The organism is Acetatifactor aquisgranensis (assembly GCF_943193215.1).
Lineage (GTDB): Bacteria > Bacillota > Clostridia > Lachnospirales > Lachnospiraceae > Acetatifactor > Acetatifactor aquisgranensis.
Map to the genome: position 1 here is coordinate 43,499 of NZ_CALPDH010000025.1, position 22,044 is coordinate 65,542.

23 protein-coding genes, 1 tRNA gene and 2 pseudogenes are annotated in these 22,044 nt (G+C 53.8%); 3 read left to right on the forward strand and 23 right to left on the reverse strand.

Annotation, left to right across the window (positions count from 1 at the left end; all coding sequences use genetic code 11):
* Window positions 1-47: 47 nt before the first annotated feature.
* The 8 genes from NFS35_RS19865 to NFS35_RS29095 form a co-directional block, all read right to left on the reverse strand.
* Window positions 48-854: an aminoglycoside phosphotransferase family protein gene (locus NFS35_RS19865; protein WP_251208832.1), complete on the reverse strand. Its 807-nt coding sequence runs from the start codon at window positions 852-854 to the stop codon at window positions 48-50.
* A 19-nt stretch (window positions 855-873) separates the two neighbouring features.
* Window positions 874-1,650: an HAD family hydrolase gene (locus tag NFS35_RS19870; RefSeq protein WP_251208833.1), complete on the reverse strand. Its 777-nt coding sequence runs from the start codon at window positions 1,648-1,650 to the stop codon at window positions 874-876.
* 253 nt (window positions 1,651-1,903) lie between these two features.
* Window positions 1,904-3,382, reverse strand: coding sequence for a sulfatase family protein (locus NFS35_RS19880; RefSeq protein ID WP_251208834.1), 1,479 nt, complete (start codon window positions 3,380-3,382; stop codon window positions 1,904-1,906).
* Window positions 3,383-3,703: 321 nt separating this feature from the next.
* Window positions 3,704-4,885: a hypothetical protein gene (locus NFS35_RS19885; RefSeq protein WP_251208835.1), complete on the reverse strand. Its 1,182-nt coding sequence runs from the start codon at window positions 4,883-4,885 to the stop codon at window positions 3,704-3,706.
* On the reverse strand, window positions 4,882-5,442 hold the full coding sequence (locus NFS35_RS19890; protein ID WP_251208836.1) for an RNA polymerase sigma factor: 561 nt from the start codon (window positions 5,440-5,442) through the stop codon (window positions 4,882-4,884). Before NFS35_RS19890 ends, NFS35_RS19885 begins: the two co-directional genes overlap by 4 nt.
* Window positions 5,443-5,930: 488 nt before the next feature.
* Complete coding sequence (locus NFS35_RS19895) at window positions 5,931-6,656, reverse strand: Type 1 glutamine amidotransferase-like domain-containing protein (RefSeq protein ID WP_251208837.1); 726 nt, start codon at window positions 6,654-6,656, stop codon at window positions 5,931-5,933.
* 7 nt (window positions 6,657-6,663) lie between these two features.
* Window positions 6,664-7,236, reverse strand: coding sequence for a GNAT family N-acetyltransferase (locus tag NFS35_RS19900; protein WP_251208838.1), 573 nt, complete (start codon window positions 7,234-7,236; stop codon window positions 6,664-6,666).
* Window positions 7,237-7,612: 376 nt separating this feature from the next.
* Entirely contained in the window at window positions 7,613-7,738 is a 126-nt protein-coding gene (locus tag NFS35_RS29095; RefSeq protein ID WP_275564715.1) for a hypothetical protein, read from the reverse strand.
* 335 nt (window positions 7,739-8,073) lie between these two features.
* On the opposite strand from NFS35_RS29095, the gene NFS35_RS19905 reads away from it, so the two are divergent.
* Entirely contained in the window at window positions 8,074-8,613 is a 540-nt protein-coding gene (locus NFS35_RS19905; RefSeq protein WP_251208873.1) for a hypothetical protein, read from the forward strand.
* Between the two features lie 49 nt (window positions 8,614-8,662).
* Here NFS35_RS19905 and NFS35_RS19910 read toward each other — a convergent pair whose 3' ends face one another.
* From NFS35_RS19910 to NFS35_RS19955, 10 genes and pseudogenes are all read right to left on the reverse strand, one after another.
* A complete protein-coding gene (locus NFS35_RS19910) occupies window positions 8,663-8,860 on the reverse strand; it encodes a helix-turn-helix transcriptional regulator (RefSeq protein WP_004076922.1) in 198 nt (65 codons plus the stop codon).
* The gene (locus NFS35_RS19915) at window positions 8,853-9,203 is read right to left on the reverse strand and encodes a DUF3796 domain-containing protein (protein WP_251208839.1); all 351 of its coding nucleotides are present in this window, start codon (window positions 9,201-9,203) and stop codon (window positions 8,853-8,855) included. Before NFS35_RS19915 ends, NFS35_RS19910 begins: the two co-directional genes overlap by 8 nt.
* Window positions 9,204-9,409: 206 nt before the next feature.
* Window positions 9,410-9,743, reverse strand: a pseudogene (locus NFS35_RS19920) (transposase); the annotation flags it as partial.
* Window positions 9,744-9,957: 214 nt separating this feature from the next.
* Window positions 9,958-11,811, reverse strand: a complete 1,854-nt coding sequence (locus NFS35_RS19925; RefSeq protein WP_251208840.1) for an ABC transporter ATP-binding protein — start codon at window positions 11,809-11,811, stop codon at window positions 9,958-9,960.
* Window positions 11,812-11,844: 33 nt separating this feature from the next.
* Window positions 11,845-13,758: an ABC transporter ATP-binding protein gene (locus NFS35_RS19930; RefSeq protein WP_251208841.1), complete on the reverse strand. Its 1,914-nt coding sequence runs from the start codon at window positions 13,756-13,758 to the stop codon at window positions 11,845-11,847.
* Window positions 13,759-14,279: 521 nt separating this feature from the next.
* Window positions 14,280-15,539: a sensor histidine kinase gene (locus tag NFS35_RS19935; protein WP_251208842.1), complete on the reverse strand. Its 1,260-nt coding sequence runs from the start codon at window positions 15,537-15,539 to the stop codon at window positions 14,280-14,282.
* A gap of 143 nt (window positions 15,540-15,682) precedes the next feature.
* A complete protein-coding gene (locus NFS35_RS19940; RefSeq protein ID WP_251208843.1) occupies window positions 15,683-16,483 on the reverse strand; it encodes a LytR/AlgR family response regulator transcription factor in 801 nt (266 codons plus the stop codon).
* A 49-nt stretch (window positions 16,484-16,532) separates the two neighbouring features.
* Window positions 16,533-16,862 (reverse strand): hypothetical protein, encoded by a 330-nt coding sequence (locus NFS35_RS19945; protein WP_251208844.1) that lies wholly within the window; start codon window positions 16,860-16,862, stop codon window positions 16,533-16,535.
* Between the two features lie 111 nt (window positions 16,863-16,973).
* Window positions 16,974-17,114, reverse strand: coding sequence for a hypothetical protein (locus NFS35_RS19950; protein ID WP_251208845.1), 141 nt, complete (start codon window positions 17,112-17,114; stop codon window positions 16,974-16,976).
* Between the two features lie 151 nt (window positions 17,115-17,265).
* Window positions 17,266-17,388: pseudogene (locus NFS35_RS19955) on the reverse strand (rubredoxin-like domain-containing protein); the annotation flags it as partial.
* 224 nt (window positions 17,389-17,612) lie between these two features.
* Between NFS35_RS19955 and NFS35_RS19960 the strand changes: the two are divergent.
* Window positions 17,613-18,233, forward strand: coding sequence for a LexA family protein (locus tag NFS35_RS19960; RefSeq protein ID WP_251208846.1), 621 nt, complete (start codon window positions 17,613-17,615; stop codon window positions 18,231-18,233).
* Window positions 18,234-18,304: 71 nt separating this feature from the next.
* Window positions 18,305-18,850, forward strand: a complete 546-nt coding sequence (locus tag NFS35_RS19965; RefSeq protein ID WP_251208847.1) for a Uma2 family endonuclease — start codon at window positions 18,305-18,307, stop codon at window positions 18,848-18,850.
* A 310-nt stretch (window positions 18,851-19,160) separates the two neighbouring features.
* Here NFS35_RS19965 and NFS35_RS19970 read toward each other — a convergent pair.
* The 5 genes from NFS35_RS19970 to NFS35_RS19990 form a co-directional block, all read right to left on the reverse strand.
* Window positions 19,161-19,235, reverse strand: a tRNA-Pro gene (locus NFS35_RS19970).
* Window positions 19,236-19,328: 93 nt separating this feature from the next.
* Window positions 19,329-19,802, reverse strand: coding sequence for a metallophosphoesterase (locus NFS35_RS19975; protein ID WP_251208848.1), 474 nt, complete (start codon window positions 19,800-19,802; stop codon window positions 19,329-19,331).
* A complete protein-coding gene (gene rdgB / locus NFS35_RS19980) occupies window positions 19,799-20,392 on the reverse strand; it encodes an RdgB/HAM1 family non-canonical purine NTP pyrophosphatase (RefSeq protein WP_251208849.1) in 594 nt (197 codons plus the stop codon). The genes NFS35_RS19975 and rdgB overlap by 4 nt, the downstream gene beginning before the upstream one ends.
* A gap of 149 nt (window positions 20,393-20,541) precedes the next feature.
* Window positions 20,542-21,690 carry a THUMP domain-containing class I SAM-dependent RNA methyltransferase gene (locus NFS35_RS19985; protein ID WP_251208850.1) on the reverse strand — a complete coding sequence of 383 codons (1,149 nt, stop codon included), beginning with the start codon at window positions 21,688-21,690 and terminating at the stop codon, window positions 20,542-20,544.
* An 85-nt stretch (window positions 21,691-21,775) separates the two neighbouring features.
* Complete coding sequence (locus NFS35_RS19990; protein ID WP_251208851.1) at window positions 21,776-21,940, reverse strand: hypothetical protein; 165 nt, start codon at window positions 21,938-21,940, stop codon at window positions 21,776-21,778.
* Window positions 21,941-22,044: the final 104 nt, after the last annotated feature.

The window sequence follows — 22,044 nt, forward strand, 5'->3', positions numbered from 1 at the left end:
GCCTGCCGCCGCATGTGCAGACATTTTCCCACTGTTCCTGAAACCGGTTACAGAAAAAGCCCGGCCACCTCCAGCTCCTGCCTGTTCGCCTCGTTGCCGTCCTCCACGCACCAGATGTTTTCCAGAACCGTCTCCATGAAAAAGAGCCTCCCGATATCCGCCTCCGGATAGCCTGTCTGCAGGCCCAACAGCCGGATGACCTCCCGGATATGCTCTCCGTCCGGACATGTATGGTCTGTGTCCAGCTCATTGAGTATGAACCTGGGCAGATCCATGATTGCCGGGCCAATGACCCCTTTTGGGTCGATCATGGCATAGCTCCCGTCAGTCCTGGACAGGATATTGTCGTGGTGCAGATCGCCGTGGAGGAGCACCCTGTCCGGATATCTCCCGAACACCTCCGCGCAGACTCCCCGCGCCTGAACCGCCAGGTCCGGAAGCTCCTCCGCCACAGGATTCTGCCTGCAATACCCGCAGATCCTCTCCAGCCAGTCCAGATAAGTCCCGCCCTCCTCCGCAGGCAGATGTATCCCGTCAAATACCCCGGAAAATATCCGGATCCGCTTCTCCAGGGACGCTTCCCTGCGCAGCACTGTCCCCGGGATAATGCGCTCCTCCAGAAGAAGCCCGGCACTCTCCTCATAGGCGTATACTTTACAATTATACGCGCCCGACAGCCCTGCCAGCATATGATGTTCGGATTTCAGCTGCCCGATATTCCGGTCGATTTTCAGGATGACAGGGCCGAACTGCCGGGACTGTGCGGAGAAGACCGCCTTTGCGGGATACCGGTAGATCTCTTCGAAATGGCCCAGCTCCCATTTTTTTGCCGCATGATCTATCCTGCTCTCCATTCCGTTCTCCCCCTCCCCGTCATTCCATCAGCGATTCCAGGTACACCGCGATTCCGTCCTCGTCATTGCTGCCAATCACGAGATCCGCCGCTTCCTTTACCACGTCCAATGCATTCCCCATGGCGATTCCTCTGCCGCACAGCCGGAGCATCCCCATATCCGCGTAGTCGTCCCCAAAGGCCGTGACTTCCCCCAATCCAATCCCGCAGGCAGCGCATGCTTTCAATATCGCCGCTTCCTTGGTGACTCCCTTTCGGGTGAATTTATACCAGTATCCATCGGAGAACCGTATGCAATCGCAGTCATCCAGCAATTCCGCCAGCCTCCGGGCCTGACTGTCATCGAAAATCTCCACGCACATCTTCAGGGAGTTCTGCCCGAAATCCCGGAAATCCGTATAGATGCTGTCGCCCCAGCTCCTGTCCTGCTCTTTCGGATCGGTTCTGTAATTCCAATAGTGGGAATCTACCGTGTCTATGGTTATCTCACAGTCCATGCCGCATATGTTTCTGGCCGCCGCAATCATCTGTCTCGTCCGCTCCGCTGAAAACTCGGCCTTGTATATGTATTCGCCCCCGCGCTTTATCAGGGCACCGCCGCTGGCGATCAGGATGTCAGGGCGCAGCGCGTCTATGAACGACAGAGCGGTTTTCTCTCCCCTGGACGTGGACACGCCTATCATCATACCCTTCTCCCTGCATCTGTCCAGGGCCCGCAGCGTCCTCTCCGTTATCCTTTTGTCACTGCGAAGCAATGTGCCGTCCAAGTCGAACAAAAGCAGTCCGCACGTTTCCATTCTATGCGCCTTTCCGTCAGGCCTCCACTTTCTTTTCGCCTGCATCCTCAAAATGTATAGTACATGAAATTACCGTTTTTGCGGAATCCATAATCGGTATACAGCAGCACGCCCATGTCGGATGCCATTATCTGCACAGTGCCGCATGATGCCGGGCCGCTGTACTGCCCTCCCGTCCATCATGCTCGTGATTCTGTCCTCATCATGATTGCTAATCTTTGCGATATCCTTTTGTCCGTGCAAAGCAATGACCTCAGCCCTGTTTTTCATCAATCCACAGGATGGTCTCCCATACCTCCTGGCCATTGTTCTTCTGTTTTGTGCCGGGCGTGCTTCTTCCGCTGCGTATATAGCCAGTCAGAATCTCCCGCAGCGTTACGGCCATCTCGGGATACTTTGCTATGACATTTTGGGTCTCCCCGATGTCCGTCTCCAGGTCGTAAAGCTGAAATTGCGGAGCGTCCTCCGGCTCCTCGCCAGGCTTAGGGTAGGACCAGCCACCGGATTCCGGACACATCTCCAGCTTCCATTTCCCCTTTCGAATGGACAGGGAGCCGTCTATGCTCTGATGCACGATATCCTGGCGCACTTCTGTTCGTTCCTCCGTCCACAGGGGGAGGTTGCTTACACTGTCCTCCCCCTCGTTTTCCTTCAGCGCGACGTCCAGGCAGTCCGCTATGGTCGCCAGGAAATCTGACAGGCATACCACTGCGCCGGATACGCTGCCGCCCCTGATTTTCTCCGGCCACTGTACGATATACGGAATCCTGTGTCCGCCCTCATAGATATCCGCCTTGGCGCCTCTGAAATGGTAGCTGGGGCTATGCCCCTTCGCCTTCAACTCCTGGAAATCCACAAAAGGACTGCAACCGTTATCCGAGGCGTATGCCAGGATGGTGTTCTCCAGCAGCCCTGTCTCTTCCAGTTTCCTGCTGATCCTCCCTACCACGTCGTCACAGTGTAGGACAAAGTCCCCATATTCGTTCGTCCCGGATTTTCCCAGGAACCGCCCGGCCGGCAGGATAGGCGCATGAGGGGCCGGCATGGCGAAATAGATGAAGAAGGGGGCTTCCCGGTATTCCTCTATCTTTTCTAATACCTTATCGCAGAAATCATCCAAAACATTTTCATGGATGAAATCGGGGGCGGTAGGCCCTTCCCGCCAGAATTTCTTGCCCGTCCCTTTCGTCACCCGATCCGGCAGCGCTGTAAAGCGATTGTTCTCAATATAAATATAGGGCGGCATGTCCAAAGAGCCGCTGATTCCATAGTAGTAGTCGAAACCGTGCTCTGTGGGGGAGCCCTTGATCGATCCGGCATAATCGACCCCGTCACAGGCAGCAAAGCCTTCTTTCTCATAAAAGCCATCTGTCTTGGCAAAGTCCATCCCCAGATGCCATTTTCCCACCATGCAGGTACGGTATCCTTGGGACTGCAGCATGCTGGCTACCGTGGTGCGCCCTTCCTCCAGAATCGGAGCGGAATATCCCCCAATCACCTCCGACTTGAGAACCGAGCGCCAGTTGTACCTCCCTGTGAGAAAGCCGTACCGGGAAGGGGTACATACCGCCGCAGTGGCATGGGCATCCGTAAAACGCATTCCCCTTTCACACATGAGATCCAGGTTCGGCGTGGTAAAGGGACATTTTTCATTAAAAGCGGAGATGTCTCCGTAGCCCATATCATCGGCCAAAATATAGATAATGTTCGGTTTTCTGTCTGTTCTATCCACCGTCCTTCCTCCTGCCCCTTCCCTCCGTGTAAGTTCCGTCTGCATTGTCAGAGAAGTCCAAATTACGGCTTTATCTGCACCTTCTTACAGACATGGTTATTTTATATTTCGGAACAGGGAGGCGTTTTCTTAACACGATTCTATTTATACTGCTTAACGATTTCACTTGCCGTGAAACCAGACTGCATAACGCTGGCTGGTTCAATCGCATGATTACATTAGGCAGGATTCAGCGTTATGCAGTATACCTTTCCCGCCATCCCCTTTTGAACCGGAGCGGCACATAGCTGCGCCACGCATCCCTCCGTGCCCCATAAGCCTTCACTCCGGAACCGAGACGCCCTCTTCGGACAGGTACCCCCTGGCCAGGGAACAAGCCCCCTCCACCACATTTCCCCCTTCCGCGTCGATGCCGCCCGTAAAGCTGACTACAACCACGTCTCCGACAGCAATGCCCTCGAACTCTATGTGGCGGCTGATCCGCACGTCATCCAGATAGATTTTGAAGCGCATGCCCTCCTTTTCGTCAGAGCACAAAATGGTATCATCCACTAAAATATACCGATCCGTGATTTCGGCAAGGGTACCGGCAAGGGAGGATGTGTAGGGCTCCGGCTCGGCTTCGATACCGTTTTCGGCCGCGTAAGAGAAGATCCGCTCCGCGGCTTCCCTGCCGATACGGAAGAGATAGGCATAATCGAATACGTTCGTCCAGATATAGCCGTCCTCCGTGACGCGGAACACCCTCTTGTAGACGCCCAGCGCGTCAGAGGTGGCGGTGAAGCTCAAGCTCCTGCCGTTTTCGGTCCAGCCGTCATCCTTGATGAATTCAGCGCTTCTGCAGGCGTTCAGCACCTCCCAGACATATGCGTCATCCTTTAGCCTGAAATGCCCCTTTTCCTCATATCCGTCATATTCCGTAAAATGCTCCAGGGGCAGGGTACGCTCCAGCGAATAGTCGTCCAGCATCTGGCCCAGGTCTGCCGGAGGCGCATATCCGCCATGACCGAATACATAGTATCCCCCGTCCAGCTCTGCCGCCACGATTTTGTCTTCCGAAATCCCGATGACCCGATGCACCTCCACTGTCATATGATGCTCCTGGCCGGTATAGGCATCATAGCCCCCCACATCATATCTGCCCAGCGCATCGCCGACACGAGAGGCCGCGACAGGCCCTCTCGAAAGGAATTCCTCTCCGTCCATGGCCAGGGTAGTGTACTGCTCGGAAACCGTCTTATATTCCCAAGGCCATTCCATGGCAGACTCGCCTGCCGTGATATCCATATTTTTGTACTCCCGCGGAATCCCTCCTATGGAGACCCGGACGGAATCATCCTTCCGGGGAAGCTCTATCCCCGCAATGGCCAAAAGGGAGAGGCATGCCGCCGCGGCGCACCATCTCAGCCAGGCCGCCCTTCTCCTTTTCGGCATAGCGTCCGCCGCCTCTACATAGGCAGAATCAATAAGCTCCATCTTGTCCAAAAGCTCGTTTCCCCTCATATCCAGTAGCCCTCCTTTTCAAGATACGCGCGAAGCTGATTGCGGCATCGAAAGAGCGTGGTCTTCACCTTGCTCTCCGACAGTGAAAAGCGTTGGGAGATGTGTGCAATGGAATCCAGATACCAGTACCGGCGTATGAAGATGTTCCTCTTCTCCTGGCCCAGCGTGCCGAGGAACCCGTTGATCGCTTCGCGGAGCGCCATGTCGTCCACGCGGCTTTCCACATCGTCCGGGGCCGGGATGCATTGCTCCATCTCCGCGCTGAGTTCACAGATGAATGCGCTTCGCTTCAGTCGGCTGCGGCTGCGGCAGCAGTTCAGGGAGATATGGCGGGTGATCCGCGCCAGAAAAGCGTAGAGATAGCTTCTGGGTTCGTGGGGCGGAATCGCGCTCCAGGCTTCCATGTAAGTATCGTTTTCGCATTCTTCGGCAGTCTGTGGGTCATTGACAATCCCATAGGCCAAGGACCGCAGACGGTTCCCATATTTTTCAGATGTATGCCGCACGGCCGCCTCGTCGCGGCCCAGGTACAGGTCGATGATCTTGCTGTCCTCCAAGGCTCTCGCCCCCTTTCTCTTCCTGCCGGAACGCCTCTACCTTAATAAGCACCGTTCCGGGTGGAAAGGTTACCGGGTCTCCGGAATCTTTTCGTCATCAGCGCAAAGAGGGAATACCCGAAGATATCCCCTCCCTACATGCCGAATCACGCTTATTGCTATTCATACAGAAAAGTCAAAATGCCCGCATGGAGGCAACTGTGAACTCATTTAATCTGGCCCTTACCTCTTCTACGTCCAACAGGAAATCTCCCATTTTTTGCTGATACTTATGCCTTTCCAGTCCCGGTATGTGCCTTTCCGGATTCTGAGCCGGAAAGGCAGTATGGGGTCTGTTTTCTCAAAGAATAGGATTCCCTCATCCTCCTCAAACATAAGGCCCGCATGGAATTGAACACCGTTCCGTCCTCAACGCCCCATAGGGTGACCAAATGCACCGGCCCTGCCCCGAACACCGCGCCATTGTCCTGCCGCAGCCCCACTCTTTTTCAGCAGCCAGAGGAATGCTCCCAGGCCCCCGGCATTTCACCTGAATCACCGACAACCCACATTTGTTCCAATACCTTCCGGGACATCGGACAGACATTCCCATTGCTTATCAAAAGAATTCGCCCTAAATAGGTAACTTCCTTTTCCTTGACAAAAATAGCGCTTTCATCTTCCATAGCGCAGATAGGCAGATTCTGTTCCATGGAAATCTGCGACAAAATCTGCAGCAGCTCCCGGTTTTCCTGCGCTGCATGCGCCTTTATAGTAATATCGGCCAATCCCAGCCCCTCATAAGGCACATGGGATTCCCATATGTCCAGGGCCCGTTTTGCCATGTTGCCCGCGCCTGCGCTCACCCCTAAAACAGCAACGGCGCTTTTGCGGATTCCATCCCATATGTCTTTGTCGCGAATCAGCTGAAACTGCCGGACCCCATGGCCGCCCATCAGAAAGATGCAGGACGCCTCCTGAATAAGCCGCCTGGCATCATCCACAGCCGTCCTGCCGTCAATCACGCTGTATCGCCCAAAGGGCATGCCGCATTCCTCAAACATGGCATGCATTCCGGCGGAGTCGCTGTCATTCCTCTCATAATCGGATGGCCATGCGCTTACAAAAACAAGGCTATCCCGGACAGCCAGCTCTTCCCGGAGCCGTTCCGCAATGCCAACCGGAAAATGATGGGTCGGAAAACCGCTGAAAAATCCTAAAAATCGAGCATGCATCCCTGACCTAGCCCTCCCTGAAAAAATCTTCCGCCAATATTGCATACATTACCTTGTCAAATATTCCATTGTTGCATTTACATCCCTGCCGCAATGTCCCCTCCCACTTCATGCCGGCCTTTTCCTGCATTTTACCGGAAGCCGGATTTTCATTTGCATGCCAGGCATAGATTCGGTTCATCCCGACTTCTCGAAAGAAAAACTCGATGACCCTTTTGGTCGCCTCCGTCATCAGGCCCTGATTCCACCAGCTCCGCCCGATCTCACATGCTAATTCGACCTGGCGCAGCTCATCGTCCGGATGCATTCCGAAATATCGTCCGATCACTTCTCCAGTCTCCTTTAGCTGAACGGCCCAGCTATAGCGGTCACTCTTCTCATACGCGCCCAGCCAGTTGTGCGTGAACATATTTGCGTTCGTCATCACATCCGCGATACAGTTCATTGGCGCATAATTTGTCCATTTCCAGACTTCTGTATCATTCCAGCAATTATAATAAATCTGTTCCAGGTCTTCTTTTTGAAATCGCCGCAATATCAGACGCGGTGTCTCCAGATATACAGTTCCCTTATGCGTCATCGCTTCTCTCCTACCTCCTGGCAAAATGGCTCGCGTTTGGACGCCGCTTTACTTAGATTCGACAAGTTCATCAGCCCCATGAAAAGCATCTATGGCATATCTTCATTCAAGCATGCACCGCTTTTGCGACTTACTTTCTCAACACAGAATGATATTACTTCTTCCTCCTGATATCTGGGGCTTATGGCTGCCCTGCGCCAGCTGATATTCCATATTTCCATCTGTTTCCAGGAGCCTTTTCTCCACTTCGTCACACACATAATAATATTGCCTCCCAATCTTGCGGTAATGGCAGTATGTGTTCAAAAAGCCCTTAACCTGCGTATATCAATATTCAGATATTGCCACCACATAGAAAAAAAGTCCGCACGCCTCGTCATCCCACCTTATGGTTGATATACTGCACTGCTGCTCTCCCATCCGTCTCCAATATCATTTTCGAAACGGAACCAGCGGTGCCGTGAAAACGCCGCCTGGCGATATCCCTGAAAGAATCGCCCATCAGCATGGCCTGCAGAAAGCTCAGAGCAGTGCCATGGGAGACGATCAATATCTTTTTACCTCGCCACTTCCATCGGTAGTGTCAATTACTACCCTATTTTCGTTGCTAAAACATTGATTTATTGGGAGTTTGCAATAAAAAGAGCATTGCCCTCCCTTTTTGATGTATAATGAGTTCACCACAGACCATTACCTCGAAAGGAGCCAATGCCCATGGACATTATACATTATCTGCTACAACTTATTCAATACCTTTATCAGCAAAACTGCTGGCTGATCATGTTCATCTGCAGATACATCCCACTCAGACAGTCCAAAGAACCGGAGGTTCAATATATGCCAGCAAAGCCAGTCAAAGCGAAAGAGCAGTGCCGTCTGGTCATGGAATGTCGCTCCAGTGGCCTGACAGACCACCAGTGGTGCAGGGAGAAAGGCATCTGCCCAGGTACATTCTACGGCCGGATGCGCAGGCTCCGCCAGAAAGGATATCAGGGCATACCGGAGCTGGTTCACAGCCAGCGTGTAAGCACAAAACAGGAGATTGTCAGGATAGAGCCTGACATCCGGCAGGGACGGGATGCCTCCCCCGCCTCTTTTGGAGACTGCGTGTCCGGCATTCTCGGTTCCAGCCATGGAACTATCCGTAGCCGGTGTGGTACTGCGCATCCCCAACGGGACAAATCCGGCGCTGCTGAGAGAAACCGTCCGCCTGATTGGAGGCGGATCATGTTAGGAGATATTTCGGCTACGGACGAGATTTATATCGTCTGCGGCTACTTAGTACAAAAGGGCCGTTACTCGGCCTTTTCTTTCACCTGTTCCGGCTTCTGCCTGCCCTCGGTGTACTCAACTACTTTGTCATTGTTAACCTATTAGTTACGATAATTGTTAAACATGGAAATAGATTTTGGCTTGTCTAACTTTCCTATTCTTCAACAGTAAAAATTTCCTCGATTGAAACATGAAATACCTTTGCAATGTTCCATGCCAAAACCAATGATGGATTATATTTACCCTTTTCAAGATTTCCAATTGTTTCTCTGCGAACTCCAACCAAATTTGCTAAATCTTCCTGTTTCATATCAAATCTTGCTCTGAACTCTTTTATCCTGTTCTTAATCATTTTTTGTATTAACCCTCTCTTTAATTTCTAAAGCAAAGGTAGAAAAAGCAAATATCGCTATTGAAATACCAAATCCTAATGCTGTTCCGGCAGCTAAAGGATTGCTGCTCATCTTAAAATAAGACAAGGCAAATGTAGCAGCAGTTGTAATGAAAAGATTAGCAAAGAAAGCCCATGAAGCACACCTTTTTATTGTATCAACAAACATTTCATCGGGAGTCACCCAAAAATACTCAAAAAATAGGACAAAAGCAAAAAACGATAGAAACAAAGGTTCGCTCCCAATCAATCCCCATACGCCTAACAAAGAAACAAATCCAATACAGCCATACCAATTTTTCATAATTCATTCTCCTTTTTTGTTTGTGGTATATTTCGCTCTTTATGTTATAAATATACCACGTTAGAAAATGAGTGTCAATAACTTATAAAGAGAAATATGAGGTATGAGAGGGATTCCGTAGTAGTCGGCATTCGTGGGAAAATCTAAACTTTTGGATTTTCCCACAATGCTTGTCTTTTGGGCTTTGTTTTTTGGTTCGGAATAGTGTGGTGCTGGCGGGGGCGCAGGAAGCTGTAGCAGGCGACCCAGAGGGCCAGGTCATAGCCGGGGGCACCATCGATGCTGTCGAAGCCGTTCGCAGGCCTGTAGGAGGCCTTGTAGGTGCGGTTGAGCCTTTCAGTCATCTGCCTGAAGGGACGGAGCTCCTTCGATACCTCGTCGCCATCGGTGAGGCCGGTGACCCGGGTGATGGTGAACCTGAACTTTTCGCCGAACTCATGGAAGAACTGCCGGGCGGGCCAGGGGGTAGGCGCTGTAGCCATCGGCGATGAAGCGGAAGCCTTCCGGGAGCTCCCTGAGGTGTCGGAAAGCCATGCGCAGGCGGCGGCTGTCCTGAGGGGAGAACCCGGCAATTTTTTACAACCACTATTTTGAAAAACCGCCCGCTGTTACCAGCACCGAACGGCTTTGGATATATCCCGGAGGGATACAATAGGTCTGCAAACTTACAAACATTGTATCATCTCCGGGAGTTTTCCGCCGCCTTGGCCCTGTCCGTCCCGTTCCCCCGCGGGGCAGGACGCTCGCAATCCGGTCAGTCCTTTTCCTCCACATTATAATATTTCGCCTGCGCATTCCACATCTTCGCGTAGCTCCCGCCTGCGGCGAAAAGGGCTTCATGGCTTCCCTGCTCCGCGATTTTACCGTCTTCAAAAACAATTATATGGTCGCAGAACCGGCAGCTTGCCATCCTGTGGGAAATATAGACGCTGGTTCTGCCCTGTACCATTTCACGGAACCTGGCATAGACTTCCGCCTCCGCCTTCGGATCCAGTGCAGCCGTGGGCTCGTCCAGAATCACCACCGGCGCGTCCCTGTAGAGGGCACGGGCCAGCGCCAGCTTCTGGGCCTCTCCGCCGCTGATTTCCACGCCGTCCCCCATGTCCTTGTAGAGATAGGCGTCCAGCCCTCCGGGCATCCCGCGCACCATGGAGCCCGCCTCCGCCTGCTCCAGCACCTCCCAGATCCTCGTCTCATTCCGCTCTCTCCCCGCCGTGACATTCTCCCACACCGGGAAGGCGAACAGCTTGAAATCCTGGAACACCACTCCGAACAGGCTTCTGTACTCCTCTTCGTCATACTTGCGGATGTCCACGCCGTTCAGGGTGATGCGCCCGCTGGCAGGCTCATACAGGCGGCATAAAAGCTTGATGAAGGTGGTCTTCCCGGCGCCGTTCCGGCCCACCACCGCCAGCTTCCCCCTGACCCGAATCCTGCAGTCCACATCCTTCAGCACCAGCTTCTCCGTGCCCGGGTACCGGAAGCTCACATGCTCAAAGGCAATCTCATACTCTCCATCCGTGCGCTTTTCCACCGGGATGGAGCCCTTCACATGCAGATTCTCCGTGTCCAGAAAGGCCAGGAACTCCTCCATATAAGTACATATCTTCTGCAGATCCCCGTGGACTGCGATCAAGGTGAAACAGGCTCCCCCGAACTGGTGCAGCGCCCCCACGTACTGGGTAAAAGCCCCCACTGTCACAGCCCCTGTGACCACCTTCAGAGCCGCCAGCAGATAGGCTCCCACAATGAAGACGCTGTCCACCAGCCTGTTGGCATTACCCTGTTTCCTCTCCACATCACAGGCATCGGAAAAATGTCCCCAGGATTTCTTCAGAAAGACGGAGAGATTCTCCAGAATCATATCCTGCATGCCATAGATGCGAATCATCTTTCCCGCCTTGAAGTTGCCCAGCACTTGCTGGGTCAGGTACATCACCCGGTCTTCCACACCCGTATGGGACTCGAAAAGCGCCCTCCGCTCTTCCGCGAACCGCCGGAACGCCCTGTATGCGCCGAATACCGTCCCCGCCATCATCCCCGCCAGCAGCGCCGCCGAGGGCACCGGCGACGCAAGGGCTCCCAGGACGCCGAACCCCGCCCCTGGCTTTCTCAGGCACAGATGCGCCACAAGGGAAACAGAAAGCAATAGATTCACAATCGCTTTCAGAATCTCATAATAATGATACAGCAATGTCCCCAGGCCGCCCTGCATGTCCGATGTGCGCTCCGAAAACAGAAGCTTCTCCGCCACCTCCGGTCTCTCCATGGTCTCATAATCCATGGAAAAAGCTTTTCTGCGCAGCCAGACATAGAACACCAGCCAGATTTTCCTTTGAAGACATTGTAGTCGTCTTTGAATCAGCCGCGAAGCCAGGCCGAAGAACAGATTCGCCAGCAGCAGCATGAGCGCCGCTCCGGCTGCCTGACGGTATTGTCCCGCCAACAGGGCGTCCACCAGCCCCGCCGTCAGGAACAGCCCGATATAAATCTGCCCCAGGGAAAGAACCAAATCCAGCAGATACATAGGAATCACGATGGAATCTTCGGCATGGATCATTTTCAGCAGCCGAAAGCCTGTCTTATGAATGGATCGGAATGTATTCATGACTACTCCTTTTTCACTTATTCCGGGCACCCGTCAGACAGATGCCATTCCTTCCGGAACCCTGTCCACAGATTCCGGATTCTTCTGGTAGTATCTGGCCTGCAGGGCAAAAAGCTCGGCGTAGGGCCCGCCTTCCCTCATCAGGCTCTCATGGCTCCCCTCCTGGACGATCCGCCCTTCTTCCAGGAAAATGATCCTGTCGCAGAACCGGGTGGAGCTCAGCCTGTGGGAGATGAAGACCGCTGTTTTCCCCTGAATCATCTCGTCATATTTTTCATACATCTCGCTCTCCGCGATTGGATCCAGGGCGGCAGTGGGCTCGTCCAGGATAACTACAGGTGCGTCTTTATACAGTGCCCTGGCCAGCATCAGCTTCTGCAGCTCCCCTCCGGAGAACGTGACGCCCTCCGGATCCATATCCTTGTCCATGCTGGTCTGCTCTTTCTTCGGCAGCGACTGCACCCGTTCCAGGAGCCCCGCGTCCTCCAGGCTCTTGCGCAGCCTGGGGCCATCCTCCTCCCCCGCCTTTACACAGGTCACATTCTCCGCCACAGGGAAGGCAAAAGTGAACACGTCCTGGAACACCACGGCGAACTCTCGAAAGACCTCTCTCTGGGACAGATCCTGAAGCTCCTGTCCGTCCAGGCAGACCTTTCCGGAAGTGGGGCGGTACAGTCCGCACAGAAGTTTGATCAGCGTTGTCTTCCCGGCTCCGTTCAGCCCCACCAGCGCCAGCTTCTCCCCGGCCCGGATCGTCAGGTTCAGGTCATGGATCGTATCCTCTCCGGAATGCCCTTCTTCCGGGCATTCCATGTTCCCTTCATACCGGAAACAGACATGCTCCAGCCGTATCTCATGGAGCTTTCCCGCCCGCTTCGGCCCCGGTTTCCCCTCTTCCACGATTCCGTATGACATGAAGTCTCGATAATTTTTAATTATTTTTTCGTTTTTCGCCAGATTGATCACCGCTTCCAGAAAACCTCTCACCCAGTTCTCAAACCCCGCTATAATCCCCAGATACAGCAGAAAAGCCGAGAGAGCCAGTCTGCCCGCCGCCATCCGGCCAAGGAGCCATCCGTAGACCGCCACGTTCCTGGCAAAGGAGAGCAGATGGTTCGCGATGCCCGCTGCCGTATACCCCTTCTCCTGCCAGTCCAGCAAAGAGACGCTTCTCTCTATCATCTGATAGAACGTCTTCAGGAACCATTTGTCCATCCCGTACATCCGGATGTCTTTCCCGTTTTGGGGGACAATGGATTCCCTCCTTAAGTACTGGAATCCGCTCCACTTTCCATCTATCTCATCCTCTGCCCGGAGGGCGCGCTTTTCCGCCACCCCATGGAACCATGTGACCAGGAGGGTCTGGGACACCAGAAGGAGCAGCAGAAAGATGCTTTCCCGGCCCACAATGGCCCCATAGACCACAAGGCCGCACAGATTGAGCAACAGGTTCCAGAAGCTCTTGGCATAGGCTTCTATGCCGAAGTGATTCCCATTGTATACATTCCGCTTCGCCGCTTCCCACATCTCCCGCCCTTTGGCAGTCTCCAGGCTCTGACCGTCCATCTCCAGGGTCTTGCGGTTGAACTCGTACATGATGTCAACGCGGAACAGGAACAGGGTTTTGTCCCGCATGGCGCGCAGATGCCCCTGGAGATACCGGGCTGTCTGCAGCAGAATCACGTACCCGGCCACCAGCAGAAGAATCTCCCCCGGCGCCCTCCCGCTCACCAGACAGGCCGCAACGGCTCCGGCCAGCGCGGCTTCCAGAAAGGGAAGGAGCACGCCGAACACCAGATCCCCGCCGCAGAGGGCAAATGCCCCCGGCCCTTCCTCCTGTCCCAGGCGGCGGAATACGTACCGGCAGTTGTCCCATTTATCCCTGATCCGCTTTCCTCTGGCCTGGCCTCCTTCCGCTTGCCCTCCTCTGGCATGCTTTCTTCTCATCTGCCTTCTTCTCGTCTGCCTTCTATCCTGTCGTCTGTCTGAGTTCTTCTGTTTCCACATGCCGCTCCCTTCCTATAGCACAGTGTTTTTCTATTCTTCCATCTGTAATAGCTTGATGCCAGAATCAAAACCATATGCAAACACGAATTGTGTTAATTGTTTGAAAATTGTTCGCCAAATTCCCATGCTTTTATCGGGTATGTCCACTGATAACCTTTTGCCCCAACATCATGGCTTAGCAGTATAGCGAAATCTATCGCGCTAAACCAGTCAGCTGAGTATGGCATAGAATCAGATTCATTTATAATACTGCTCCTGAGACCGCCACAGCTGGCAGTATTTCCCAGGGCAGCTTTCGCTGTGAAAGTATTGTATCTGGCCTGCTTTCGCATATGGCGGAGCATTGGATGCATGGCAGTTCAGGAAACAACCTCCGGGAGACCATCTCGGCTTCTCTGGCTCACATTATAAAACAGGAACCTTCCTTTGTGGAGGTTCCCGCACGAAATGCCGTATTTTTTTCACGAAAAGTCAGCCTGTTCCAGGGGCAGAGTCACCTCCGCCGCGAATATCCCCGGCTCATTGGCCAGGTTCAGGTAGCCGTGGTACTTGTCCACCATGGCCTTCACCCGCTTCATGCCCAGGCCGTGGTTGCCGCGCTTCCTGCTGATATAGTTCCTCTCGTCAAAGTCCGGCTCCTCTCTGGCGGAGTTCTGGACGGACAGGTAGAACTGGCTGGTGTTCACCCTCATGTACACCCTCAGGAAGCGGGCTCCCTCCTCCATCCGGCCACAGGCTTCGATGGCATTGTCCAGAAGGTTCCCCAGGATCACGCACAGATCCACGTCCGCCACGGAGATCCGCTCCGGAAGCTCCGCCTTGCAGTTCACGGAGATTTTCTGCCGCCTGGCCAGGGTCAGCTTGCTGTTCAGGATGGCGTCCGCCATCAGATTCCCCGACTTCACCAGCGTGTCCACCCGATCCAGCTCCCTTTCCAGCTTGTCCAGGTAGGCCCCGATCCCCTCCAGGTTCCCCATGGTCAGCTGGGCCTTCATCACTTGCATATGGTTGTGGTAGTCATGCCGCCAGCCCCGCATGTCCATGTAGATTTCCCGGATTTCCCCATAGCTGTGTTCCATGAGCTCCTTGCGGAACGCTTCGGTGCGGAATTCATACCCTTTTTTATAAAAAAACAGCGTTCCCTCCACTGTCAGGAACAGCAATGCCGCCAGCGCAGCGCCGCCCCACAGGAACGCGCCCCTGAGCCCGTCACCCATCTCCACCAGATCCGTGCAGCCTGTCACCCAGGAAAACCCGCCCAGCGCCAGAAATGACACAGCTGTCAGAATGGCGTTGACCGGTCTCAGACTGTCACGCTTTCGGGACAGCAGTAACAGGAAAAGGTACAGGACAATTTCATGGGCACAAAAAAGATACCCTTCCGGCAGCGCGGTTCCCAGCTTTCCGCACAGCCCCGGCAGCCCGGAGATTCCGGCCATGCACAGGCCCGGCAGCAGAATCCGCCGCCACTGTCCGGCAAACGCTTCCTCGTCGAAGAACAGGTCGTACAGCTCCGTCAGCCCCATGGCCAACAGCCAGCCGAACCAGAGGGGATACCAGAGAGAGCCGCACAGGCAAAGCGCCGCCAGACAGAATCCGATCACACGCCTTCCGGCCCCTTTCTCCAGGCAGCCCACCTGTTCCACGTAATACCAATACAGGATCAGCCACAAAGCCTGAAAGATTCCCCGGGAGATTTCCCAGAACTTCTCTGCTTCCATCTTAGCCCAAACTCCTTTCCGGCTTTTGCATTCCATCCGGTGTATTTTGTCGGCAGATTCGCTCACGCCTTCTATCTCACGCTATATCCAGGCCCGACATCGCTCATGGCTTCTGCCCCCACCGCGGCCAGGCTCGGCCCAGCTCACGTCTTCTGCCATCCCCGATAGTAGTCCAGATACGCCTGGTTCAGCGCTTCCCAGCGGTTCCGGGCCACGGGGAGGGATTCTCCGGTGTCCATGGTCACTTCTTTCCTGGCAATCCGGCCCACATGGCCCAGGTTGACCAGGTAGGAGCGGTGGATTTTGAAGAAAGTCCCTGTCTGCTCCCCAATCCGTTCCTCCAGCTCCCGGATTCCGATTCTGCTCCGCAGCGGCTCCCCGGCCCGGACGCAGTGCACCTGTGTATTATGCGCATCGCTTTCCAGGTAGCAGATGTCCCGCAGCTTCACCCTGGCGGCCCCCCAGGGGGTCTCCACCAAAAGCACAGGCCCCTCCTGGCCGCAGCGCTCCCAGGCCCTGTCCAGACAGGCAAAGAGTTTCCCCTTCTCCACCGGCTTAATCAGATAGGACACGGCTTCCACTTCATAGCCCTCCAGGGCGTAGTCCGCGAACCCGGTGACAAAAAGAATCTGCACGCCCGCTCCCTTGTGCCGGAGCCTGCGTGCAAGCGAAATCCCGTCCATACCGGGCATATCGATATCCAGCAGCACGATATCCGCCGCTCCCTCCTCCCATGCAAAAAGGAGCTGTTCCGCGTTCTGGAATCTATCTGTCCTAATTTCCATTTTCTTCTCCGCTGCCCACTCTCTCACATAGGTCTCCAGCAGAGAAAGCTGCAGCGGTTCATCATCGCATATCATGAAGCGCAGCATGCTTCTGCCCTCCTCTTTCCGGCAACCGTCCCTGGACATGGCGTGGGAACTGTCGGAAAATAACTGATGCATTGTAGACAATTCCTACTCTGCCATCGGCTACCGTTGCCGCTGTATCACCCTAGCCCTCGGCCACCGATGCCGCTACATCCGCAGCAGCCACAATCTCAGGGCCGTCTGCCGCTTCCGCATTCTCTGCCACTTCCTGGGAATCGTCGTATTCCTTCTCTTCCTCGTCTCCCCAGAGGGAATCGTATTTCTCCTTCTTCTGCCTGCGCACCATGGCGCCTACGCTCTTCGCTGTCTGGTATATTTCTTCACTGTATTCCATCAATTTCTTCTCATCCGATGCGGGGACGATGGCACCGCGCATGATGCGGCGGGCCACTTCCATGATTTTGGCCATGTCCACCGCATACTCCTCAGCCGCGTCTGCCTGTTGATCCGCCACTGTGGCGTTCCAGTAGGCGCAGTACTGGTCTGCCAGTTGGTCGAGATAGTCCTGGTATTCCTCCTGTTTCTCGTCCAGCGCTTCCAGGGTCAGTTCCAGCGTGGCGGCTTCTCATCTATACCGCTCCGCGCCCTCCGGCGTGGCTTCCATCCGCTTGCGGAGATTCTGAAGCTGCTTTGATACGTCCGCCTTTTCCTTTCGGTACCTTTGCACTTGTTCTCTGTAGATGCTCTGAGCTTCTCCTATCTTCATAACTATCCCCCTGCCTTTCCGGACGATATCACTACGTCGCCGCATCATCGTTTTTCCGTTCACATATTACTATTTATCCATGGACTGCTCTCTATCCATTATATCGTCCTACACTCCCGAATAAATAAGGCTGGCTTCTGTATGCCGGCAATCAGTAGTTCTCCGCGCTTACTTCAAAATAGCTCTGGGGATGGTTGCAGGTGGGGCAGATTTCCGGCGCCTTTGTGCCAACGACGATATGCCCGCAGTTGCGGCATTCCCATACTTTCATTCCGTCCGCTTCCTTTCTTAAATTCCTTAGCATTCCTTTTCCTCAGCACTTGCATTCCTTAAGCCTGGCCTGGGCAAATGCCTCCACTACTATTATTGGGCTCATACACTTTGCTGATTTAAATTCACTATATCACTATAGTGAATTTATGTCAACTATTTTTATCAGATTTGTTGATTTTTCTTCACGTCCGTGCTATTATAGTGCAAAGAGAAAGGCGGGATAAAATGTTAAAACTATACCAAAACATAAAAAGACTGCGCGAAGAAAAAGGGCTTTCCCAAGATGCCCTTGCAAAATTAACAGGATATACTGACCGTTCTTCTATCACCAAAATCGAAAAAGGGCAAGTAGACCTACAGCAATCTAAAATAGAGCTTTTTGCGAAGGCTCTCGGAACAACATCCCGAGAGTTGGTAGGATGGGATGACGGACTTCCAGTCAAGAAAAAAGGCGTCGCCATCAATGTCCTGGGCCGTGTAGCTGCCGGCACCCCCATCGAGGCCGTGGAGGAAATCATCGACACTGAAGAGATTACCGCAGAAATGGCCTGCAAAGGCGAATTCTTCGGATTGCAGATTCATGGCCAGAGCATGGAGCCCCGGATGGTGGAGGGCGATGTCGTCATCGTCATGAAGCAGGACACCGCCGAGACAGGGGACATCGTGATAGCCACCGTGAGCGGAACCGATGCAACCTGCAAGCGTCTGAAGAAGTACAGGGACGGCATAGAGCTGATCCCCATCAATCCCTCCTACAGTCCTATATTCTATACAAACGCAGAAATCGAGGAAAAACCTGTCAGGATTCTAGGCAAGGTGGTGGAACTGAGGGCAAAGAGCTTTTAGGTTTTTGTAAGAATATTTCACAAGTCAGAGTTACGATGCCGCAACTCCCTTAAGAAAGCGAGGAACGACTTATGGACTTAGCACAAGATAAGACTTATACGGTTGAAGATATCTACGCCCTGCCAGACGACCAGCGCGCAGAACTGATTGACGGCCGGATGTACATGATGGCTCCGCCGCGGCGGATTCATCAGGAACTTGTTGGACAGTTCACAAAAGCGATTGGGCAGTACATCGATGCGCATGGCGGCCTGTGCAAGGTCTATCCTGCCCCCTTTGCTGTATTCTTGAACGCAGACGAGAGGAACTATGTCGAACCAGACATTTCTGTGGTCTGTAACAGGGACAAACTTGACGAATATGGCTGCAACGGCGCCCCGGATTGGATCATCGAAGTGATATCGCCCGGCACAGACCGGATGGATTATGGCATAAAGCTCTTCAAATACCGTTCGGCTGGCGTCCGCGAATACTGGATTGTGAACCCCATCACACGCACGGTCACGGTCTATGATTTCGAGAACAATACCGGAACCACACAATATGCTTTCGATAACGACATACAGTCTTGCATCTATGGGGATTTCAGCATCCGGATTTCTGATTTGTTACGGTAGGCGCAGTGCTGCCGCGTGGGATGCCGGAACCAGTTTAGGCCATGGCGCAGAACATCAGGAAAGCCGCAACCCCCTTGATTTTACTGAACAAATCCCGGACTTGCGGCTATGATGCATCAATCGGGATGACAGAATCCGGGCGCCTTTTCCCGCTTTTTCAAATCTTACTACGCGGCTTTATTTTATCCCCATGGAAGTCCAGCCCATGAACCGATTCTCTGATTTTACCCTTACAAAAGTTGCTGAAACAATAAAAACAAAAATAGCGGGAAAGCCCATAAAATCAAGCCTTCTCGCTATCACTTTTTAATCGGGGTGACAGGATTCGAACCTGCGACCTCCTGGTCCCAAACCAGGCGCTCTAGCCAAGCTGAGCCACACCCCGAGATGACACAAGCCCAAACCCCTTTCGCAATCCAAAAGCAAAGACCTGCATCTTGCCCATTATAGCGCATTTCCCGCACCACTGTCAAGGGATTTACAGATATTCAATCACAAAATCCGCCTTTTCCCCCTCCACCTCCATGACGATATACGACGGCCTGCGCCCCTCCTGCCTGGGATAGGACAGGCTGCCCGGGTTCACCGCTATGACACCCTCCCGCCTGTCCACCACCGGCTTGTGGGTATGCCCGTACATCACGATGTCAAAACCTCTGGCCCTGGCCTCCCTCTTGATGACCTCGCTGCCCATGGACACATAGTAATTGTGCCCATGAGTCACCCATACCTTAAAGGAACCCAGTTCCAGCTCCAGCTCCCTGGGCAGATAGGAGAAGAAATCATTGTTCCCCAGGACAATCTGCACAGGACAGGCCGCCGCATTGGACAGTACATACTCGCCGCCCTCCGCGTCCCCGCAATGAATCACCAAATCCGGCTTCACTCGTTCCAACGCCTTGAAGTAATTCTCATTCTTTCTGTGGGTATCACTGACTATCAGCACTTTCATAGCTTTTTCAGCTCCTCCCTCATCAGCCGGAGCGCTTTTCCCCTGTGGCTTACCAGGTTCTTCTCCTCCTCGGTAAGCTCTGCCGTTGTCTTGCCCATCTCCGGCACATAGAAGATAGGATCATAGCCAAAGCCATTGCCTCCTTTCTCCTCATAGCCAATTCGTCCTTCTATGGCCGCCCTCACAGTCAGCTCCCTGCCGTCCGGCAATACCGCGGCGATGGCGCACACGAATCTGGCCGTGCGCTCCTCCTCCGGCACGCCCTCCAAGCGGCGGATCAGCTCTGCGTTTTTTACACTGTAGGGAGTATCCTCCCCCAGATATCTGGCGGAATAGACTCCTGGCTCCTTTCCCAGGAAGTCAATCTCCAGCCCTGAATCGTCCGCCAGAACCAGTCCGCCCTCTGCAGCGGCAGCCACTGCTCTGGCCTTGATCAAAGCGTTCTCTTCGTAAGTCTTCCCGTCCTCCGCGATGTCCGTCTGAATTCCCGCCTCTTTCATGGACAGGATCTCCGGATATGTATCTGCCATGATAGAGCGGATTTCCCGCATCTTTCCCGCATTGCCCGTGGCAAAAATCACTCGTTCCATTTTTCCCCTTTTCCGCGGCTCCTGCCAATGGAGGTCATTCCATCCTATGCCGCCTATGTACCTTTTCCTCTCCAGTCCTGCCCCTGAGACCCGCCAAGACCTGCCGCAGGGACGCGCCCTGGCGGCGGATTTCCGCCTTCTGCCTGACGCTATCCCCTGGCTCTCGGCGGTTTCGGCCCCAGGAACTGATAATAATATGCTTTCATCATGCCATTATAAATCTTGCGGTTCTTATCCGCCTTCCGTCCGATGTCCTGCTCGGCATTCCCATAGGCGGAAATCAGATACATGCTCCAGGTATCCAGCAGCCGGAACCTCTCCCCGATTGTCCGGTACAGCGCGGGCATCTCCTCCTTGTCGTGGAGCCTCTCCCCATAGGGCGGGTTGGTGATGATAAAGCCGTACTTCTTCGGATGGCTCAACCGGGCCACGTCCCGCCTCTGGAAATGAATCAGTTTCTCCACCCCAGCCCGCTTCGCGTTCTCCCTGGCGATCTCCACCATGTGGTCATCGATGTCGTACCCCTGTATGTCCGTCTCTATCTCCAGGTTCACCAGGTCCTCGGCCTCCTCCTGGGCATCCTGCCACCGGCCCTTGTCTATGATATGCCGCCAGTCCTCCGCCGTGAAGTCCCGTTCCATCCCCGGCGCGATGTTCGCCGCCATCATGGCCGCCTCGATGGGGATGGTGCCGCTGCCGCAGAAAGGATCCACAAGCACCCGCTCCCCGTTCCAGGGAGTCAGCATGATCATGGCCGCCGCCAGGTTCTCCGCGATGGGCGCCTGGGCCACCAGCTTGCGGTAGCCTCTCTTGTGCAGGGACACTCCCGTGGTGTCCAGCCCCACGGTGACCTGATCTTTCATCAGAAATACCCGGATGGGAAATTCAGCACCGTCCTCCTGGAACCAGTTCACATGATAGATTCCCTTTAAACGCTCTACCATTGCTTTTTTCATGACAGACTGAATATCCGAGGGACTGAACAGTTTCGATTTGATGCTGGCCGCTTTCGCCACCCAGAATCGTCCGTCCTCTGGTATGTAATCCTCCCAGGGAAGCGCTTTCGTCCCCTCGAACAGCTCTTCAAAGGTCTCCGCATGGAAGCTTCCGACCTTTATCAGCACCCTCTCCGCCGTCCGCAGGAAGATGTTCGCCCGGCACAGGGCCTCCTCATCTCCCGAAAAAGTCACCCTGCCATCGACCACTTCTGAAATATCATATCCCAGGTCATCGATTTCCCGTTTCAGTACTGCCTCCATGCCGAAATGGCATGGAACAATCAACTCAAATTTCCGCATCTCTTTCCCTCATCGCGTCTTCTGGCGTATAGTCTATGTAAATAGGGGCACTGTACATAGCAGTGTCCCTATCACCAGAAAGAGCTTAGTAGTTTTTATTCTGGTTGTTCTGGTTCTTGCTCTGGTTGTTGTTCTGGTTCTTGCTCTGATTCTGGTTCTGGTTCTGATTGTTGTTCTGGTTCTGGCTGTTGTTCTGGCTGTTCTTGCAGTTCTCAGAATTGTTTGCGTTGTTGTACTTATTGTTGTCCATTTTCTTTCCTCACATCCTGCCGCGTTTTCGGCACTCCTGCTGGAAACCGTTTTTACGGTTCTTTGTTATCGGTTACAGGAGTAGTATGGGAGGTTTTTCAAAAA

Excerpts from the sequence above, each read along its gene's own strand:
- NFS35_RS19985 (WP_251208850.1), bottom strand. The coding sequence starts at position 21,690 with ATGCGGAAATTTGAGTTGATTGTTCCATGCCATTTCGGCATGGAGGCA.
- NFS35_RS19865 (WP_251208832.1), bottom strand. The coding sequence starts at position 854 with ATGGAGAGCAGGATAGATCATGCGGCAAAAAAATGGGAGCTGGGCCAT.
- NFS35_RS19940 (WP_251208843.1), bottom strand. The coding sequence starts at position 16,483 with ATGCATCAGTTATTTTCCGACAGTTCCCACGCCATGTCCAGGGACGGT.
- NFS35_RS19870 (WP_251208833.1), bottom strand. The coding sequence starts at position 1,650 with ATGGAAACGTGCGGACTGCTTTTGTTCGACTTGGACGGCACATTGCTT.
- NFS35_RS19960 (WP_251208846.1), top strand. The coding sequence starts at position 17,613 with ATGTTAAAACTATACCAAAACATAAAAAGACTGCGCGAAGAAAAAGGG.
- NFS35_RS19915 (WP_251208839.1), bottom strand. The coding sequence starts at position 9,203 with ATGAAAAATTGGTATGGCTGTATTGGATTTGTTTCTTTGTTAGGCGTA.
- NFS35_RS19990 (WP_251208851.1), bottom strand. The coding sequence starts at position 21,940 with ATGGACAACAATAAGTACAACAACGCAAACAATTCTGAGAACTGCAAG.
- NFS35_RS19900 (WP_251208838.1), bottom strand. The coding sequence starts at position 7,236 with ATGACGCATAAGGGAACTGTATATCTGGAGACACCGCGTCTGATATTG.
- NFS35_RS19950 (WP_251208845.1), bottom strand. The coding sequence starts at position 17,114 with ATGAAGATAGGAGAAGCTCAGAGCATCTACAGAGAACAAGTGCAAAGG.
- NFS35_RS19885 (WP_251208835.1), bottom strand. The coding sequence starts at position 4,885 with ATGAGGGGAAACGAGCTTTTGGACAAGATGGAGCTTATTGATTCTGCC.
- NFS35_RS19935 (WP_251208842.1), bottom strand. The coding sequence starts at position 15,539 with ATGGAAGCAGAGAAGTTCTGGGAAATCTCCCGGGGAATCTTTCAGGCT.
- NFS35_RS19965 (WP_251208847.1), top strand. The coding sequence starts at position 18,305 with ATGGACTTAGCACAAGATAAGACTTATACGGTTGAAGATATCTACGCC.
- NFS35_RS29095 (WP_275564715.1), bottom strand. The coding sequence starts at position 7,738 with ATGGGCGATTCTTTCAGGGATATCGCCAGGCGGCGTTTTCACGGCACC.
- NFS35_RS19895 (WP_251208837.1), bottom strand. The coding sequence starts at position 6,656 with ATGCATGCTCGATTTTTAGGATTTTTCAGCGGTTTTCCGACCCATCAT.
- NFS35_RS19910 (WP_004076922.1), bottom strand. The coding sequence starts at position 8,860 with ATGATTAAGAACAGGATAAAAGAGTTCAGAGCAAGATTTGATATGAAA.
- NFS35_RS19925 (WP_251208840.1), bottom strand. The coding sequence starts at position 11,811 with ATGAATACATTCCGATCCATTCATAAGACAGGCTTTCGGCTGCTGAAA.
- NFS35_RS19930 (WP_251208841.1), bottom strand. The coding sequence starts at position 13,758 with ATGAGAAGAAAGCATGCCAGAGGAGGGCAAGCGGAAGGAGGCCAGGCC.
- NFS35_RS19905 (WP_251208873.1), top strand. The coding sequence starts at position 8,074 with ATGCCAGCAAAGCCAGTCAAAGCGAAAGAGCAGTGCCGTCTGGTCATG.
- rdgB (WP_251208849.1), bottom strand. The coding sequence starts at position 20,392 with ATGGAACGAGTGATTTTTGCCACGGGCAATGCGGGAAAGATGCGGGAA.
- NFS35_RS19975 (WP_251208848.1), bottom strand. The coding sequence starts at position 19,802 with ATGAAAGTGCTGATAGTCAGTGATACCCACAGAAAGAATGAGAATTAC.